The 14,490-nt window shown below is 52.1% G+C and carries 13 protein-coding genes and 1 pseudogene; 8 read left to right on the top strand and 6 right to left on the bottom strand.

The genetic code is table 11. The annotated features are described in order from the left end of the window. Nucleotides 1-2 precede the first annotated feature (2 nt). The 4 genes from ACR0BT_RS17375 to ACR0BT_RS17360 are packed head-to-tail and all read right to left on the bottom strand — an operon-like array spanning nt 3 to nt 3,132. Nucleotides 3-1,076, bottom strand: a complete 1,074-nt coding sequence (locus tag ACR0BT_RS17375; RefSeq protein WP_170392798.1) for a C4-dicarboxylate TRAP transporter substrate-binding protein — start codon at nt 1,074-1,076, stop codon at nt 3-5. A gap of 35 nt (nt 1,077-1,111) precedes the next feature. Beyond that, complete coding sequence (locus ACR0BT_RS17370; RefSeq protein WP_170513201.1) at nt 1,112-1,567, bottom strand: OsmC family protein; 456 nt, start codon at nt 1,565-1,567, stop codon at nt 1,112-1,114. Nucleotides 1,568-1,585: 18 nt separating this feature from the next. Then, nucleotides 1,586-2,251 (bottom strand): malonic semialdehyde reductase, encoded by a 666-nt coding sequence (locus tag ACR0BT_RS17365; RefSeq protein WP_480763690.1) that lies wholly within the window; start codon nt 2,249-2,251, stop codon nt 1,586-1,588. Beyond that, entirely contained in the window at nt 2,248-3,132 is an 885-nt protein-coding gene (locus ACR0BT_RS17360) for a fumarylacetoacetate hydrolase family protein (protein ID WP_480763689.1), read from the bottom strand. The genes ACR0BT_RS17365 and ACR0BT_RS17360 overlap by 4 nt, the downstream gene beginning before the upstream one ends. An 84-nt stretch (nt 3,133-3,216) precedes the next feature. Here ACR0BT_RS17360 and ACR0BT_RS17355 point away from each other — a divergent pair, with 84 nt between their 5' ends. The 3 genes and pseudogenes from ACR0BT_RS17355 to ACR0BT_RS17345 all read left to right on the top strand — a co-directional run bounded on the left by ACR0BT_RS17355 (nt 3,217) and on the right by ACR0BT_RS17345 (nt 4,990). Next, nucleotides 3,217-3,603 carry a YciI family protein gene (locus ACR0BT_RS17355; RefSeq protein ID WP_480763688.1) on the top strand — a complete coding sequence of 129 codons (387 nt, stop codon included), beginning with the start codon at nt 3,217-3,219 and terminating at the stop codon, nt 3,601-3,603. Nucleotides 3,604-3,654: 51 nt separating this feature from the next. Then, nucleotides 3,655-4,311, top strand: coding sequence for a GntR family transcriptional regulator (locus tag ACR0BT_RS17350; protein WP_480763687.1), 657 nt, complete (start codon nt 3,655-3,657; stop codon nt 4,309-4,311). Nucleotides 4,312-4,648: 337 nt separating this feature from the next. Next, nucleotides 4,649-4,990 (top strand): annotated as a pseudogene (locus ACR0BT_RS17345) (dienelactone hydrolase family protein). Between the two features lie 529 nt (nt 4,991-5,519). On the opposite strand, the gene ACR0BT_RS17340 reads toward ACR0BT_RS17345, so the two are convergent. Further along, complete coding sequence (locus tag ACR0BT_RS17340) at nt 5,520-8,168, bottom strand: AsmA family protein (RefSeq protein WP_480763686.1); 2,649 nt, start codon at nt 8,166-8,168, stop codon at nt 5,520-5,522. A gap of 423 nt (nt 8,169-8,591) precedes the next feature. Between ACR0BT_RS17340 and ACR0BT_RS17335 the strand changes: the two genes are divergently transcribed. The 4 genes from ACR0BT_RS17335 (at nt 8,592) to ACR0BT_RS17320 (ending at nt 12,182) form a co-directional block, all read left to right on the top strand. Then, the gene (locus tag ACR0BT_RS17335) at nt 8,592-8,861 is read left to right on the top strand and encodes a potassium channel family protein (protein WP_480439390.1); all 270 of its coding nucleotides are present in this window, start codon (nt 8,592-8,594) and stop codon (nt 8,859-8,861) included. Nucleotides 8,862-9,041: 180 nt separating this feature from the next. Continuing rightward, nucleotides 9,042-10,121 (top strand): AI-2E family transporter, encoded by a 1,080-nt coding sequence (locus ACR0BT_RS17330; protein WP_170511664.1) that lies wholly within the window; start codon nt 9,042-9,044, stop codon nt 10,119-10,121. Continuing rightward, nucleotides 10,118-11,182, top strand: coding sequence for an HlyD family secretion protein (locus ACR0BT_RS17325; protein WP_170597638.1), 1,065 nt, complete (start codon nt 10,118-10,120; stop codon nt 11,180-11,182). The genes ACR0BT_RS17330 and ACR0BT_RS17325 overlap by 4 nt, the downstream gene beginning before the upstream one ends. Then, nucleotides 11,172-12,182: a DUF2955 domain-containing protein gene (locus ACR0BT_RS17320; protein ID WP_480763685.1), complete on the top strand. Its 1,011-nt coding sequence runs from the start codon at nt 11,172-11,174 to the stop codon at nt 12,180-12,182. Before ACR0BT_RS17325 ends, ACR0BT_RS17320 begins: the two co-directional genes overlap by 11 nt. A 240-nt stretch (nt 12,183-12,422) precedes the next feature. Here the strand turns inward: ACR0BT_RS17320 and ACR0BT_RS17315 are convergent, their stop codons facing one another. After that, on the bottom strand, nt 12,423-13,322 hold the full coding sequence (locus ACR0BT_RS17315; RefSeq protein WP_480763684.1) for an AraC family transcriptional regulator: 900 nt from the start codon (nt 13,320-13,322) through the stop codon (nt 12,423-12,425). A gap of 168 nt (nt 13,323-13,490) precedes the next feature. Between ACR0BT_RS17315 and ACR0BT_RS17310 the strand changes: the two genes are divergently transcribed. Continuing rightward, on the top strand, nt 13,491-14,444 hold the full coding sequence (locus tag ACR0BT_RS17310) for an SDR family oxidoreductase (protein WP_480763683.1): 954 nt from the start codon (nt 13,491-13,493) through the stop codon (nt 14,442-14,444). The last annotated feature ends 46 nt before the right edge of the window (nt 14,445-14,490 follow it).

The raw sequence follows: 14,490 nt of genomic DNA, 5'->3' as shown, positions 1-14,490 counted from the left end.
TGTTACTCGGCCGTCCAGTCACGCACTCCGGTAAAACCGGCGTCCTGCAGCTTGCCGAGATAAGCGGCCAGTATCGCGTCGCCTTGTTCACCGTTCTCATTCAGTGTGGCTGCCCATTCCTGTGCTACATTTGGCATTGCGTTGGCCCAGGCCGCTCGGTCTTCGTCCGAAACTTCGACAATCGTCCCGCCGGCTTCGGTGTATGCGTCCCTTGAGGCCGCAGCCCGGTCCATAGCGATGCCGGCCACATGATCACGGTAGTCAATTGCGACGGCCTGCAGAACGCCTTTGACTTCATCCGGCAACTTTGCCCAATAGTCAGAATTCACCGTGATCGTCTTGGAGTTCACGGCACCCAAGTCAGCTTTGAGCATGTAAGGAGCTACTTCGGCGATCTTGAAGGTCTTGGCTGCTTCAGGCCACAGCATCGCACAATCAACAAGGCCGGTTTGCAGCATATTGTAGAAATCGGTCAGGCCACCACGAACCCCCGCTGCATCTTTGATACCTTCGAGATATCGGAGGTTCAGTCCCGCCCCTGCCACTTTTCGGCCTTCCAGATCAGAAACAGCCGAGACCGGCTCTGTACAAAAAACCTGATAGGTATCGAGTACTACACCGGTCGCCAGATAGACTTGGTTCTGTGCAGCGAACTCATTTTGCATCGCTGGGTATTCGCGCGCGATCTCATCCACGGCTTTGGCTACCGCGCGAGAGTCCGATGACACGAAGGGGGTCGACCCCGATATCCCCTGACTGGGCAACTTGGACGAATGGAAGATAGTTGTGACAATGCCGATGTCGCCAAGGCCAAGCTGGATCCCTTCCAGCACGCCCTTCGGCTTTACGATCGAACCGCCATAGTTCTCTTGCCAGTTCATCTTGTAGTTGCCGGAGTCGGCCAGCCGCTTGTCCACTTCTGGAATGAAGAAGTTGGTGAATTCTTTCACCCACAAGGCCCGATCGGGATAGCCATCAATCACGACGGCGGAAATGGTCTCTTCTGCTGCAAGAGGCAACGCCATGGTGCCTGCCAGAGCAAATCCCATTAGGCTGCGTTTAGTCCAGTTTTTCATTTCTCTCCTCCCAGAAAGTCGGGTCCTGTCGATTTTTATTGGTTGGTTTTGACCCAGTTGACGGTCAGGTCCGTGCCTGCCGCTTGAAACAGTTTTGCGATGGCGCAATACTTGGCTGTCTCCTCGCCCACGCGTGTCAGATCCTCCTGACTGGCGGGCGTATCGCACTTCACAGTGAGTTCGATTTCGGGAAACGGAACATCGATCTCCTCTTCCATCAGGACACCGCGCCGATCCAGCCTGCATTTCGCGTCGATTGTCACAGTGCCGAGGTCAACTCCCAACCGATGTGCGTTCTTGTGCCCGATGACATTCGTACAGGCGATCAAAGCAGCCATTGCGGTTTCGGTCGGAGACGGGCCAAGATTTGTTCCGCCTCGTTCCACGGGCTCGTCGATAATCACGTCCAGATCGCGAATTGGTATCTCAGTCCGCGCGTGTGTCGGGCATTGAGCTGTCGTACGGTAGGTTACGACAGGTTTCACTTTCATCGCCACAGGGTCACCTCCTCATGCATAAGAGCAAACCTTTTCGAATGAGAAGCGAGGCAGCTTGTGAAACAATCCTGTTTCGTCTGCGTAGCCCAGATTGCAAAGGAAGTTCGACTTGAGCGTCGTACCCGCGAAGAATTCCTCGTCGACGATCTTGTTTGAAAAGCCAGACATGGCGCCGACGTCCAACCCAACCGCACGCGCGGCGATCATGAAGTAAGCGCCCTGAAGCGTTCCATTGCGAAACGCTGTATCGGCTACATATTCGGGATTATTTTCGAAAAGTGACCGTCGATCTTCGTGCGGGAAAAGAAAAGGTAATTCCTTCCAGAAGTCCATGTCATAAGCAATGATCGCAGTGACCGGCGCATCCATCATCTTTGGCACGTTCTTCGGCTTTAACGACTTGGCTAGGCGCTGTTTACCTTCCGCACTTTTAACGAAAACGAAGCGGGCGGGCAGCGTGTTCATGCTGGTCGCGCCGTTGATCGTGATGTCATAGATCTCTTCAAGCAATTCGTTAGAAACAGCCTTGTCGGTCCAGGCGTAATGAGATCTGGATCCGCGGAGGATCAGGGCAATTGCGTCGTCTGAAAGACGTGGGATGCGCTCGCGCAGATCGCGATGATCTTGCTGCGCCTTTGCGCGAAGTGCCTCCAGCTCTGCCCCGGTTGGTGCGCTCATGCTGCGGCCACCTTAGTCTCGGCGTCCTTTTCGTCGATGACGGGGCTGGCGCATATGCCGATGCCCTCAATCTCGACCTCGACGGTTTCACCCGGCTTCAACCAACGTGGATTGGGCTTTTTGGCGTGACCAACACCCGGCGGCGTACCCAACGCAATCAGATCACCGGGTTCGAGAGTAGTATATTCCGAAATCGTCGCGATGACCTGACGAACCCCCCAGATCATGTTGGCGGTGTTCGAGCTTTGCAGGATTTCGTCCCCCACTCGGCTTTCGATTTTCAGGCCGGATGCTCCCTCCGGCAAGTCTTCCGGCGTTACAGTGAAAGGGCCGATCGCGCCTGTGTCATCGAAGTTTTTGCCGGGCGTCCATTGAACGGTTTTACGCTGATAATCCCGCAGCGACCCGTCGTTAAACACGGTGTAGCCGAAGACATAATCCAATGCGTCCTCTTCCGAGATATGACGGCCGCGTTTTCCAACGATCAGCATAAGCTCGGCTTCGTAGTCGAGTTTCTCGGAACAGGTAGGCCGCACCATAGGTTGCCCTGCCGCCATGATCGAATTCTTCCCACGCATAAACAGCGTCGGATACTCCGGGATATCATACCCGCCTTCCTTGATGTGGTCCGTGTAGTTCAACCCCATGCAAATGATCGTTCCGGGAGCGGCAACGGGCAATGCCGGAGTGATGGAAGACACGGGCACACTGTCTGCCGCGTCAATTTGGGGGGCAAGTGAGTCGGCCAGTTCAGGCTTGGCTATCAAACCCATCAAATCCGAACCGACGACAGGGTTCAAAGCCGTTAGATTCACTGCGTTTTCACCGTTTACAGCAAAAACCGCTGTGCCATCCAAAGTCTCTCCCACCAGGTATTTCATTTTCACCATCCATGTCAGTTCACTTGATTTTTGCCGACTATTTTGCAATATGTCAAATAATATCGATATTTTTGGAGGACGCAAATGGTTGCCTGGGCGAACTACAAATCAGAAGCAAAAAGCCGTGGTGCACTTGCTTTGGAACTCTACGTAGTACTCAGCACACCTGCCAAAAAACCCGAAGATGTAAAGGCGACACTTCCTGACCACCTGGCCTATCAAGCACAGCTTGAACGCGCGGGACAGCTGGCTTTTGCAGGGCCAATGTCGGATGAGACTGGTGAGCACATGCAGGGGATGGGCCTGATTATCTATCGTGCTGACAGTCTTGAGGCTGCCCGAAAACTGGCCAAGGACGATCCGATGCACCAAAGCGGTGCGCGCGAATTTGAACTTCGGCGCTGGATGATCAACGAAGGCTCGCTGAGCCTTTCAGTTGGCCTATCGACTGGAACGAGTGCCCTCAGTTAAGAGCAATCAAAAGTTTTGCCGCGAACAAAGGAACGGTCGGATATGGACGCCATGCTTGATACTGAGGGTAAAGAGACATCAGCCACGCATGGCGCGTATCGAAGGCTGCGCGAAATGATCCTGACCGGAGAATTACCCCCGGGACAAAAACTCAAGATCGAGCAGCTTCGGGGGCTTTTGGACACCGGCGCTAGTCCGGTTCGCGAAGCGCTTAGCCTTTTGACTTCGGACATGTTGGTCGAGCGGATTGATCAGCGCGGATTTCGGGCAGCACCAGTCAGCAAGTGTAACTTCGAAGAAATACTTCTGTTGCGCTGCAACCTCGAGGAAACAGCGCTGCGCGCTTCCATCGTCAATGCAGACGGAGCTTGGGAGGACAGGCTAGTCTTGCGTCACCATCATATGAAAAAGGCCAGTCAAAAAGGTGCGCCTGACTTCGAAGACGCCCACAAAGCGTTTCATATGGCCTTGTTGGAAAATGCAAAACTGCCGTTGCTGCTACGGTATTGCTCGCAGCTTTACGACCTGAACATTCGCTATCGCTATCTGGCGGCTGGCGGTTCGAGCTACAAGAAGCGGGACATTGCCGCTGAGCACCAGCAAATCTTGGACGCCGCATTAAACCACGACGCAGACAGCGCAACTCGGCACCTGGTTGATCACTATCGTCGAACAGGCGAATACCTGAGTAGTCAGATGGAGCCCTGAAATGCAGCGGAATTGGTTTCTGGGTAATCTATTGAACCAATTGCTGGAGCGTCCCGACAAGAGGCTGGCCAAGATGACGAACGGTCCATTGCCGAACTATGTGAAGCGCTATTGTCGCCGAAGGTGAAGTTTCAGACTTCATGCTCGCGTCTACGATCCTAGGGCGCTACCACACCCTGAATGATACGGAGAAACTAGACTTTTTTGTCTAGTTGAATGACCAACTTGAGTTGGATGCGGATCAACTTTCTGCGACAGCCCGCATCTACGCCAGTGATCAAAGTGTCAATTTTTATCAAAGGCTTAGTGAAGTTTCAGAGCCAGGGCGGGATGAGTTGTGGGTTTCTTCTATGGCAGTGGTGTGGTCAGCGCAATTGCCGTGGCCTCCCCAAAATTGGCGGCGGGCGTGCCATTCTATGGTCGCCAGCCAGCAGTTGAGGATGTGGCCAAAATTCAGGCACCGTTGCAGATTCAGATGGGAGAGCTTGATGAGCGCAGCAACGCAGGTTGGCCAGATTTTGAAGCCGCCCTGCAATCCAACGAAAAGGTTTAACAAGCCTACATCTACGATAATGCCAACCATGGTTTTCATAACGACAGCACGCCTCGTTATGACGAGGAAATGGCAAACCTAGCCTGGTACCGCACCATTGATTGGTTCAACACTTATCTGAAGTAACTACAGTGTACGGCGAAGCGCGCATTGTGTTTTAATCGCTTCGTCGTAACCCTCAGTCTACCGGTGCCGATTCATTTTAAGCTCCAGTAATCTATCTTCCATGATCAGATAGGTCGAAAGGAACGCTTGGCTACAAGGCTTGGGAAAAACGACATCATCGCTAAAAGAAGCCTTCATTGGCGGGGTACAAAACCATTGGTTGTTTACTAAAAACGTCGAAACACGAGCGTCCTGTGGGAGTTATGTGAGGCGTTCTCTGGTTGAGTGGTCGACTCGTCAGAGTATAGCCTGCACAGTCACCTAAGCCTGAATGCTTGCTACTTAAGTTCGCCGGATATCCCTCTCACCTGCTGCGAATTTCCGCATTCCGCCCGAAGTAATCCCAAAAGATGAAGTTGAATTGGATACCAGATGAAAGAAGTGAGGCGAAAATGGCAAAGTTTTGTCACTGGTGGCAGAACTATGTGTCGGTCACGCTTAACTAAGCTTTTGAACTTTATTTGTGTTCTTTTGTCGACTGCCTTCGCCACTACTGCAGTTGTAGAATATCCGGAACGCAAAGTTTTCTTTTTGCCGGCATTTTGTCCGCACCATCCGATCGTTTCAGTCGCTTGGGACCGTCTTTTACCTTGATCTTCGGCTTCGCTAGTGGGCCCTTCAAGGTCACCGGCCAGGGACTCTTCGAAAGCGGTTCGCCAATCTTGCGGGGCTGCAGGTTTAGGTCCAAAACCTTGCCCGCTACATTAACACCGCCAAAGACGACGACTTGGACATGATCTGTCTCCAATGTGGTTTGTTTCGTCGAAATATTTCCATTCGAAATACTAATCGGTGCACGCAAACATATGATCGGAGCAATCTTTTGTTTCTCTTTGGTAAATACCCAAGGTAGCACCCCTAGCCCTGCCAGATCCAAAAGCTGGGTCTCGATCGAGCCGTCACGCATTGAGACCGTGGCATTGCCGTTCATGCTGTTGGCAAAATGCTTAGGTGAATCGGTTCCGCCGGTCACCGAAAAATCTGCATAGATGGTACCGCTTGCACCCTTTTTGAAGTTCAGGTTGTGAAGAATTTCATCCAGCTGCCAGCCGCCTGCTGTGCCGGTCAGCGTGAGCAGATGCGCGTCGTTCGATAGATCCATTTGTCCGCTGACATCGAAATGAGCACCTCCGTATTCAAAATTCAAAGGTCCGGCCTTGAGTTCATTTTCGTTGAGCGTCAGTTCACTCTGCAAACTGCTGATGCCTTTGGCACCCTCTATGTGCCGAAGGTCAACGTCGACATCCATATCCATACCGGACAAGAGAATTGAACGCCCAATAGGTTTAAGTGTTACGTCTCTTAGAGGACTAGTGTCGCCGGATTCCTCAATGACGTCTTCCTCGTCGGGCTCTGGACCGCCTATTTTCCTCAATTGTGCAGCGGCCTGAACGATGGTTCGGATCTGATCTATCTTTATCAAGTCACTCTCTATGGAACCCTGTAGTACAGGATCACTCGTTGCATCATCAAGATCGGCCATAATTTGCAGGACAGAGTCGGCAACCTTGACTTTGGCATTCGCATCCCAATCGGTTCCTTCGCTGGCAAGGCCAATTTCAAAGATAGCCTGTCCAGTTTCCACCCGTTCAAGCGATAGGGCTTCTAACAGGTCCGCTCCGGAGGGGACTTCTACTTGAATTGCCAAATCCAGGTTCTCGAATTTGAGCACATTTTTGACAGAGCCATGCACCTCAAGGTTCCAAAGTTCCGTTTCGCTTGTCTGGCCATCCAAATTTGTCAGCGAAAGCTGATTGATGTCGCCGTTCAAACGAAAGTTACCAGAAAATCGACCAAGTTGATCATCCGGTCCCAGAAGCTCTGGTGAGATTAAGCTGCTTGCGGGTATATCCATTAACCCGTCAGCCGATATGCCTTGTAATTGCAACGCGTCTTCGACCGAACCGTTCAAAATGATAAATGGATCAGCAGGGTTCCCAATTCTCAAATTGATGTTTCCAACACTCAAGGCGCCTTCAGGAGTTCTGGAAAGCTCGGAAAACTTAATCGGGGGCGGCCCTTCACCAGAGGTATCCAATGTGAACCCGTTGGTTTCAATGACCATTTGCCGCTGCGGGACCTGCCCGGGTACGCTATCGATAACCATGTCAACTGCTATTAGTTTTAGATCATACCGCGACGCGGCTGGGGCGGGTTCAGCATCTTCAGGGTACAACCGAATGCGGGTTATCAGGGATACGTCTTCTGGGTTTCCCAACTCTCCGATTTGTCCCGTCAGCGAAAGGCTTTGCCCACCATCCAATTCAGTCAATACAGCCAGGTCATCAATCCGGGCTACGCCGTCGACTGATTTGAATGTTGCACCAATGCTTCCTGAACCCTCCAGAACGCGATTGAGTTTCAGGATATCAAGAAGCTGACCAAGTTCGGCAACCTCTATGGTCGTATTCACTTGTAGCCCGTTCTCTTGAGGGACTTCTTCGGCGGCAATTGCAATCTGTTCGAAGTTCACAGCGACCTGAAACGGGTCGTCCGAGGGAATGCTCGCGTTCAGATCAAACTTCTCTCCATTTAGTGAACCAGCCCCAACCGCGGTCACAACGTCGGTTTCTGTATCACGCTTTAAACTCAGCTCAGGAAGCTGCAGATCCAGACCAAGCCCGTTTAGATCGTTCTGGTAAAGAACGGTGACATCGGTCAGGTCAATTTTTTGGTCCGTTAGAATTCCAGCCACAGACAGGTTTGCAGGTTTGGCCGGATCCCCGGCTTTAGCGCCCGTTTGGGAAGCGGACTGCCAGTTTCCGACACCGTCTTTGTCCGTGATCAAGTTGAGGTGAACACCCGAGATAGAAAGCTCACTCAGCGACAATTTGCTGTTCCAAAGGTCGCGGGCAGAACTATTGAACTCAAGTTTGTCGATTGCCGCCAGATTCGCTTCGGTCTTGATCGCGCCGGGTAGTACCAATCCCGCTGCGGATACCTGCAGTTGCCGACCAAGGCCTAGACGCACTTCATCTTCTATTAACACGTCCTGACCAAGTTTCTTCGAGATCAGGTTTTCAACAAAAGTGGTTCTGACAGAAGAAAACAACGCAGAGGACAGGAAAAGCCATGCCACAACAACCGCGACGAACGCGACAGCGCAACAAACCATTACACCTTTTGTGATGAACCGCACGCTTTTCTCCTAAGGTTCTGATTCCTTTCTTGGGCAGACTAGACCATTAAAGCATCATGTTAATGGAATATGTGGCTTCTTATTTTGCTGAACCCTAAATGACCTTGACCATTTAGCCGACTTCTCTTGCGGAATTGGTCGGGCGGCCAAGAAACGGTTAAAGGACCAAATTATGGATGTGCTGCTGCCCCAGTTTCAAAATAGCTGGCTTGAAACGCGTTTAACGTTTCATAAACGAGCACATTGCATTAGCTTTGACTACTGCGCCTGGACACCCCAATTAAACTAGACGCGGTTAAAATGCTTCAATTTCCCACATCCATCTAATTACTGTTATATGTGAATTCTTCAAACGACGGGGACACAATGAATTCGCTAACTAGAATAACACGTGGGATAGGCGTCGCTTTCAAGGACGGTAGAGTGAAAGGCCTTCTTGCCTTCACAGTCGGAATGATTTTATGGGCCTCAGTCTTCTACCACTTTGTCGAAGGTTGGAGTTGGCTAGACTCGATCTACTTTTCCGTAGTGACAATTTCGACCGTAGGGTTCGGTGACTTCTCACCTGAAACTGCGGCGGGGAAAATCTTCACAATGGTGTATATCATTGTAGGCTTGGGTGTTTTCGTGACTGCGGCGACCACAGTGGCAGATACAATCTTGTCCCAAGACGACGAAAAAACGGACAAATAGATTATCCCAAATTAAGGCAATTTGAGTTCATGCGCAGGTATCAGTGCGACCGCGCATCTGAAGCCGTGCCTCGGATTCACTCGTACCTTCAAACTGATAGATGATCGCCGAAAACTCAAAAAATATACATATTACGTTTTTTGAGTGTATTGTTTGGAAAACAGATAGTGGAGGGATGGAATGGAAAAGACCCAGGACGCGAAGATTGTCGACCTCGCGATACGATTGCTCTTTCTCGGATTATTCCTCTACAGCGCCCTGGTCATGGTGGCTCCGCTTGCAAGTGTGGTTATCTGGGCAACGATACTCTGCGTCGCGCTCTACCCGGCATTTGATTGGCTGCAATCCAAGCTGGGAGGACGTAAGAAGCTTGCCACAACAATTATCGTTCTGTTGGGCCTTGTTCTGACCCTGGGGCCAGTCGCAACTGCGGTGTCTGGTGCTGCAGAACTAGGGTCTGAATTCGCGGAACAAGCAGACAAGGGTGAATTGAAAATCCCCCCTGCGCCCGAGGGCCTCAAGGAATTGCCGTTGGTTGGAAATAAAATCTCCGATGTCTGGGGAATGTTTGAGCGCAATCTTGACGGCGCGCTTGCAAAATACGGCGCGCAAATCCTTGAGATCACCAAATCGCTCTTCGGAAAGGTGTTGGGCATTGGTATCGGGCTTCTTGGCTTAGCTCTGTCTGTATTAATTATGGGGGCATTGTTCAGCCCGGGGCCAAATTTGGTCCAGGGTCTTCAGCGCTTTGCCAACCGTGTCTTTGCACCACGCGGCGGTGAATTCGTGACACTGGCAGGCGCAACGATCCGGAACGTTACAAAAGGCGTGATTGGCGTAGCAGCCATTCAGGCTGTTTTCGTTTGGATACTGCTGGCTTTGTTTGGGATTTCTTCGGCCGCCACACTGGCATTTGTCTGCCTCATACTCTCAATTATCCAAATCGGGCCCGGATTGGTTCTTATACCGGTAATTATCTACGCATGGAGCTCCATGTCTGGCGGAACTGCTTTGATCTTCACCATACTGGCCGTTCCAGTCATGATAATGGACAGTTTCCTAAGACCTGTGTTCATCTCAAAAGGCCTTGAGACTCCCATGTTGGTCATCCTCATCGGTGTTCTCGGAGGTATGATGGCCTACGGTTTGATCGGCGTCTTTATGGGGCCGGTTCTCTTTGCTGTCTTCTATGAGCTGTTCAAGGTTTGGATTGATGCGTCGCCCGAAGCCGATGACGCTGCTGAAGGTGCGTTGAAATGAGAAAGACAATATGGACAACCCTCGCTGTCATTCTGTTTTTTCTTGTTTGGTACTTGGTCGCTGATCGAAAAACGCCATTTACCGGGAACGCCAGAGTAAAAGCTGTGGCCACCCAAATCGTGCCTCAGGTGACCGGAACGGTAACGGAAGTTTTGGTAGAAAACGGCCAAGTCGTTTCGGCAGGTGATGTTCTGGTTCGAATAGATTCCAGACCCTACGAAATCGAGCGTTCAAAGGCGGAAGCTGATCTTGAAGCGGCGACCCAAGAGGTGGGTGCGTCTTCGGCAGAGGTAAGTGCGGCACAAGCCAAACTCGCAAGGGCGCAGAGCGATCTGGATACGATGCGCATTCAGACGGAACGTGTATTTGCGCTCGAAAAGAAAGGGTTGATTGCCGTCTCAAAGGCCGATGATGCACGAGGACAACTGGCAGAATCTGAGGCAAACTTTGAGAACGCAAAAGCTGATTTGGAAAAAGCGAAGCAAAGGCTTGGTGACGATGGGATTGAAAACCCGAAAATCCAGCGCGCACTGGCGGCCTTGGCGGATGCGGAACTGAACCTTGAATGGACCGAACTGCGTGCTCCGGCGACAGGTGTCATTTCTAATCTGCTGATTGCCCCCGGAACGTATGCGCGATCCGGTCAGGATCTTTTGACGTTTCTGGATGCAACCGACGTCTGGATAGAGGCGTATTTTACCGAGAACAATCTGGGAAGAGCTTCAATAGGGTCTCCGGTTGATGTGGTGTTGGATATGCATCCAGGTAAGATTGTTCCGGGCGTCATTGAGAGCTTTAGTGCTGCTGTTTCTTTGAGTGGCGGTGATGAGCCGGGGCAATTGGCGAGCCCGCCAAGCACCAAGGGATTTTTGCGGGAGCCTGAAAGGTTTCCGGTCAGGATTGTTTTACCCGGCTATGAAGCTGGAAGTGCCGAAGACGATCTTCGCTTTCAACTGAACGGGCAGGCCGATGTGATCATGTATCTAAGCGACAACTCGTTGCTGAACCTCGTAGGCCGCGCCTACATCCGCGTAGTTTCAATCTTCTCCTATGCGTACTGAGGATCAAAGCTCTGTCACCCGGCTTGCGCTGGGTGTTACGGGTGTCTTTGCATTGGGCCTATTTCTTGGGTGGCCCCTTGCCGTTGTTGGGGCGGTGTTCACTGCCCTTTTCCTTCAAGCACCTGCGGCACTACCTATGGCAGCATTTGGTAAGCTGTTTGTCTTCTCGATTGGATTGATGTTCATTTCATTCCTTTTGTCGTCAATCTTCTCACCTTATCCTCTTGTGTTTCTCATTCTGGTGGCCATTGGAATAATCCTGTCTTTCATTTGGTCAGTTTCCGGTGCCGGAGTATTGCCGGGTGTCATCGCTCTCATGGGGGCGTTGATGATTCCGAATTTGGTGCTGCAATCACAGGATCTGGCTTTGGTGCTTGTGTATTGGATCCCGTTGAACCTGCTGTTTGCTGGCTTCGTATCGACGCTGATGTTCGTGTTGATACCCGCTGCACCTCAAACGGCACCTCAAAAGAAAGCGGCAACATCGCCGGACTTCGACTCACATCGCCGAATAGTCAGGATGTCTCTTGTCACAGTGCCCTTTGCTATGGCGTTCTTTATTTCCGGCGCTTCTGCTTTGTTGGTCCTGTTTTTTGTCGCCCTGCTGAGCCAGCAACTTGCGGCAATGCCTGCTGCAGGCAAAACAGTTGCAAAAGCTATGCTGACGGCAAATCTACTTGGGGCTGCAGTATCCATCATATGCTATGAAATAAACGTAATAGCTCCGGTCATTCTAACCTCCATTCTGCTGTGTTTTTTCTTTTGCCTAACACTCGGAGCACTTGGAAAGTCAAAAGTCCCGCTCGCCGCCGCCGCCGGTTCCGCTATTACAACAGCTCTGATTGTATATGGCGGTTCGGTTGCGCCGTTTTCAGACGAGGCTGACGTCAAGAGCATCACTCGTGTATTGCAAGTCGCCAGCGCCGCTTTCTTTGTAATTATCGCATATGTCGTGGTGGATGAATTCTGGCCAGAAAAAGAGCGCCAGGCGAGTCAATGAAGTTAATTGCGACAAAGCTTGGCGCTGAAACCAGCAGAGTTCCCAGTTTGACCGATTTTTGCAACCACCGCTCGAATTGCAGCGCCATGGCAAACCGCGAACATCGCTGAGCGGTTTTATGTGAAGTGATCTCTGGTTGAGTGATGGCCGTTCGGTGGAACAAGTTCGAAAGGCTGCCTCCTCGCGGGACGAATGAAGCTTTCGCCGAAGCTGCGCCAACGTCTGCCTTCCCTTCGAAAGTCAGCGTTGAGCAACACTGACCGGAAGTTTCTGTGCCTCACCCCATTGCCTCGGCGATTGCCCATACATGCGCCTGAACTCGCGACTGAACTGGGACGGGCTGACATAACCAACGTCCATTGCGGCTTCGTTCACAGGCATCCCGCCCGCGATCTTCATGGCGGCGTTGTTGAGGCGCATCGACTTAACGAATTGGATTGGTGCCATCGTCGTGACTTGCTTGAATTTACGATGGAAGACGGCCCGGCTCATGCCCGCTCGGCTTGCCATATCGTCAATCGAGACCGGCGCATCCAAGTGTGACGACACATGCGCAATTGAACGTGCGATGGCGTTGCCAGCACCGAATGCCTGCCGGGCGAAGGTGCCAGCTTCTCCCCTCAGGATCGCATAGAGCACCTCACGTAATCGCGCCTCGCCAAGAACTGCTGTATCCGTCTCGCTGTTTCCGAGCTGCAGTAGCCGCAGCAGAGCTTCAGTGAATCCACCGTCCCATCGTGCAAACCTAATTCCTGGCTCCCGCAGATCTCCTTTGACCGAAGGCAGAACGCCCCCGGCATTTTCCATCTCCATTGCCAACTCGGCCATGGCGCGTTGCTCAAGAAAGATCATAACCCCGTAGAGAGGGTTGTCATGCGAGGCCAAAGGCGTCCCTGCCTTGACCGGCATCGACATTGGGCAGCAGAGGTATTGACTGTTGTCATATTCGTATCTTCGGCCATCCAGAACGGCTTCCTTCACACCACTCACAATGGCCACGATGCAGGGCTCGTAAACGGCTGGAACACAGGGGATTGATTGCGTGGCGCGAAATAGCCGCACGCCCTTGATGCCTGTCTCGGTCAGGCCGTCTGTTTCGGTTCGGTTAGCGATGATTTGTTTAATCTGATCCTTGCTCATAACAGAGATGTAATGGCTCCAGATCGATGCTGGCAACTACCTTGATGTAATCGGGCAAGTATTCGCGATGATCTCGCCTGTTTCTGTGCTTTGGTGAGAGTTATATGCATTTCCAAGTTAACACACTCTTCACTCGATCCCTGCGCTGACGCAGTTAGGAGACAAAAGATGCCCGATACCACCTTTGGACCCAAAGGCTGGATGCCTGAGCGCCTCGGCGACCTCTCCGGCAAGACCTACCTCATCACGGGTGCCAACGCCGGTGCCGGGTTCCAGGCCGCGCGGACGCTCCTAAAAAAGAACGCCAAGGTCGTGATGTTGAACCGCTCGGTTGAGAAGTCTCAGGCAGCTGTTGAGGACCTGAAAACTGAGTTCGGCAGCGAGGCGGAAGTGAGCTTCATTCGCATGGATCTGGCCTCGCTGACAAGCGTACGCGAAGCTGCGGAAGAAGTTCTGAATTCTGTTCCCCGGATTGATGCGCTCATCTGCAATGCTGCCATCGCGCAGGTGCCAACCCGCAAGCTGACAGAGGATGGGTTCGAGAGTCAGCTCGGTACCAACCATTACGGTCACTTCCTGCTCTGTGGTCTACTGTTTGAGCGGATCGAAGCCTCGAAAGGTCGCATCGTTGTTGTCGCCAGTCTTGGCTACAACATGGGCCTGAAGACGATCAAGTTCGACGACATGAACTGGGAAGAGGGTTACGGGCCGAATACCGCCTACTCGCAAAGCAAGCTGGCGCAAATGATGTTCGCTTATGAATTACAGGACAGGCTTGCCGCCGCAGGGCGCACCGAGGTCGAAGTCTATGTTTGCCATCCCGGCTCTTCGGCAACGTCACTGATCAGCACAAGTGGCAGCCGGACGATGCGGTTCATCTGGTGGCTGATGACCAAGACTCCTATGGTTCAAACAGCCGAGCAAGGGTCCTATCCCGAAGTCATGTGCGCCATCGAAGAGACTTTGACCGAACAACGCGCACTCTACGGGCCGACGGGCCGATTGGAAGCGGTTGGCCCGGTCGGCAGAGGCACATTGAACCCACACGCATATGATAAGGATGTCATGGTGAAGCTATGGAACGTATCCAAAAAGGCGACTGGTTTCAGCTGGGAGGTTTGAGTTGGTAGGTTGAGTGACGTGCGCCAATGTTCCGCCACCAAAGCTG

The organism is Ruegeria sp. CJ6, from assembly GCF_056536665.1.
The sequence above is the reverse complement of the archived record's forward strand: the minus strand, read 5'-3'. Positions and strand labels throughout refer to the sequence as shown.

Bases quoted from the DNA above. Each gene is read 5' to 3' on its own strand.
- ACR0BT_RS17310 (WP_480763683.1), top strand. From the start codon at position 13,491: ATGCCCGATACCACCTTTGGACCCAAAGGCTGGATGCCTGAGCGCCTC.
- ACR0BT_RS17320 (WP_480763685.1), top strand. From the start codon at position 11,172: ATGCGTACTGAGGATCAAAGCTCTGTCACCCGGCTTGCGCTGGGTGTT.
- ACR0BT_RS17365 (WP_480763690.1), bottom strand. From the start codon at position 2,251: ATGAGCGCACCAACCGGGGCAGAGCTGGAGGCACTTCGCGCAAAGGCG.
- ACR0BT_RS17375 (WP_170392798.1), bottom strand. From the start codon at position 1,076: ATGAAAAACTGGACTAAACGCAGCCTAATGGGATTTGCTCTGGCAGGC.
- ACR0BT_RS17325 (WP_170597638.1), top strand. From the start codon at position 10,118: ATGAGAAAGACAATATGGACAACCCTCGCTGTCATTCTGTTTTTTCTT.
- ACR0BT_RS17330 (WP_170511664.1), top strand. From the start codon at position 9,042: ATGGAAAAGACCCAGGACGCGAAGATTGTCGACCTCGCGATACGATTG.
- ACR0BT_RS17355 (WP_480763688.1), top strand. From the start codon at position 3,217: ATGGTTGCCTGGGCGAACTACAAATCAGAAGCAAAAAGCCGTGGTGCA.
- ACR0BT_RS17315 (WP_480763684.1), bottom strand. From the start codon at position 13,322: ATGAGCAAGGATCAGATTAAACAAATCATCGCTAACCGAACCGAAACA.
- ACR0BT_RS17350 (WP_480763687.1), top strand. From the start codon at position 3,655: ATGCTTGATACTGAGGGTAAAGAGACATCAGCCACGCATGGCGCGTAT.
- ACR0BT_RS17360 (WP_480763689.1), bottom strand. From the start codon at position 3,132: ATGAAATACCTGGTGGGAGAGACTTTGGATGGCACAGCGGTTTTTGCT.
- ACR0BT_RS17370 (WP_170513201.1), bottom strand. From the start codon at position 1,567: ATGAAAGTGAAACCTGTCGTAACCTACCGTACGACAGCTCAATGCCCG.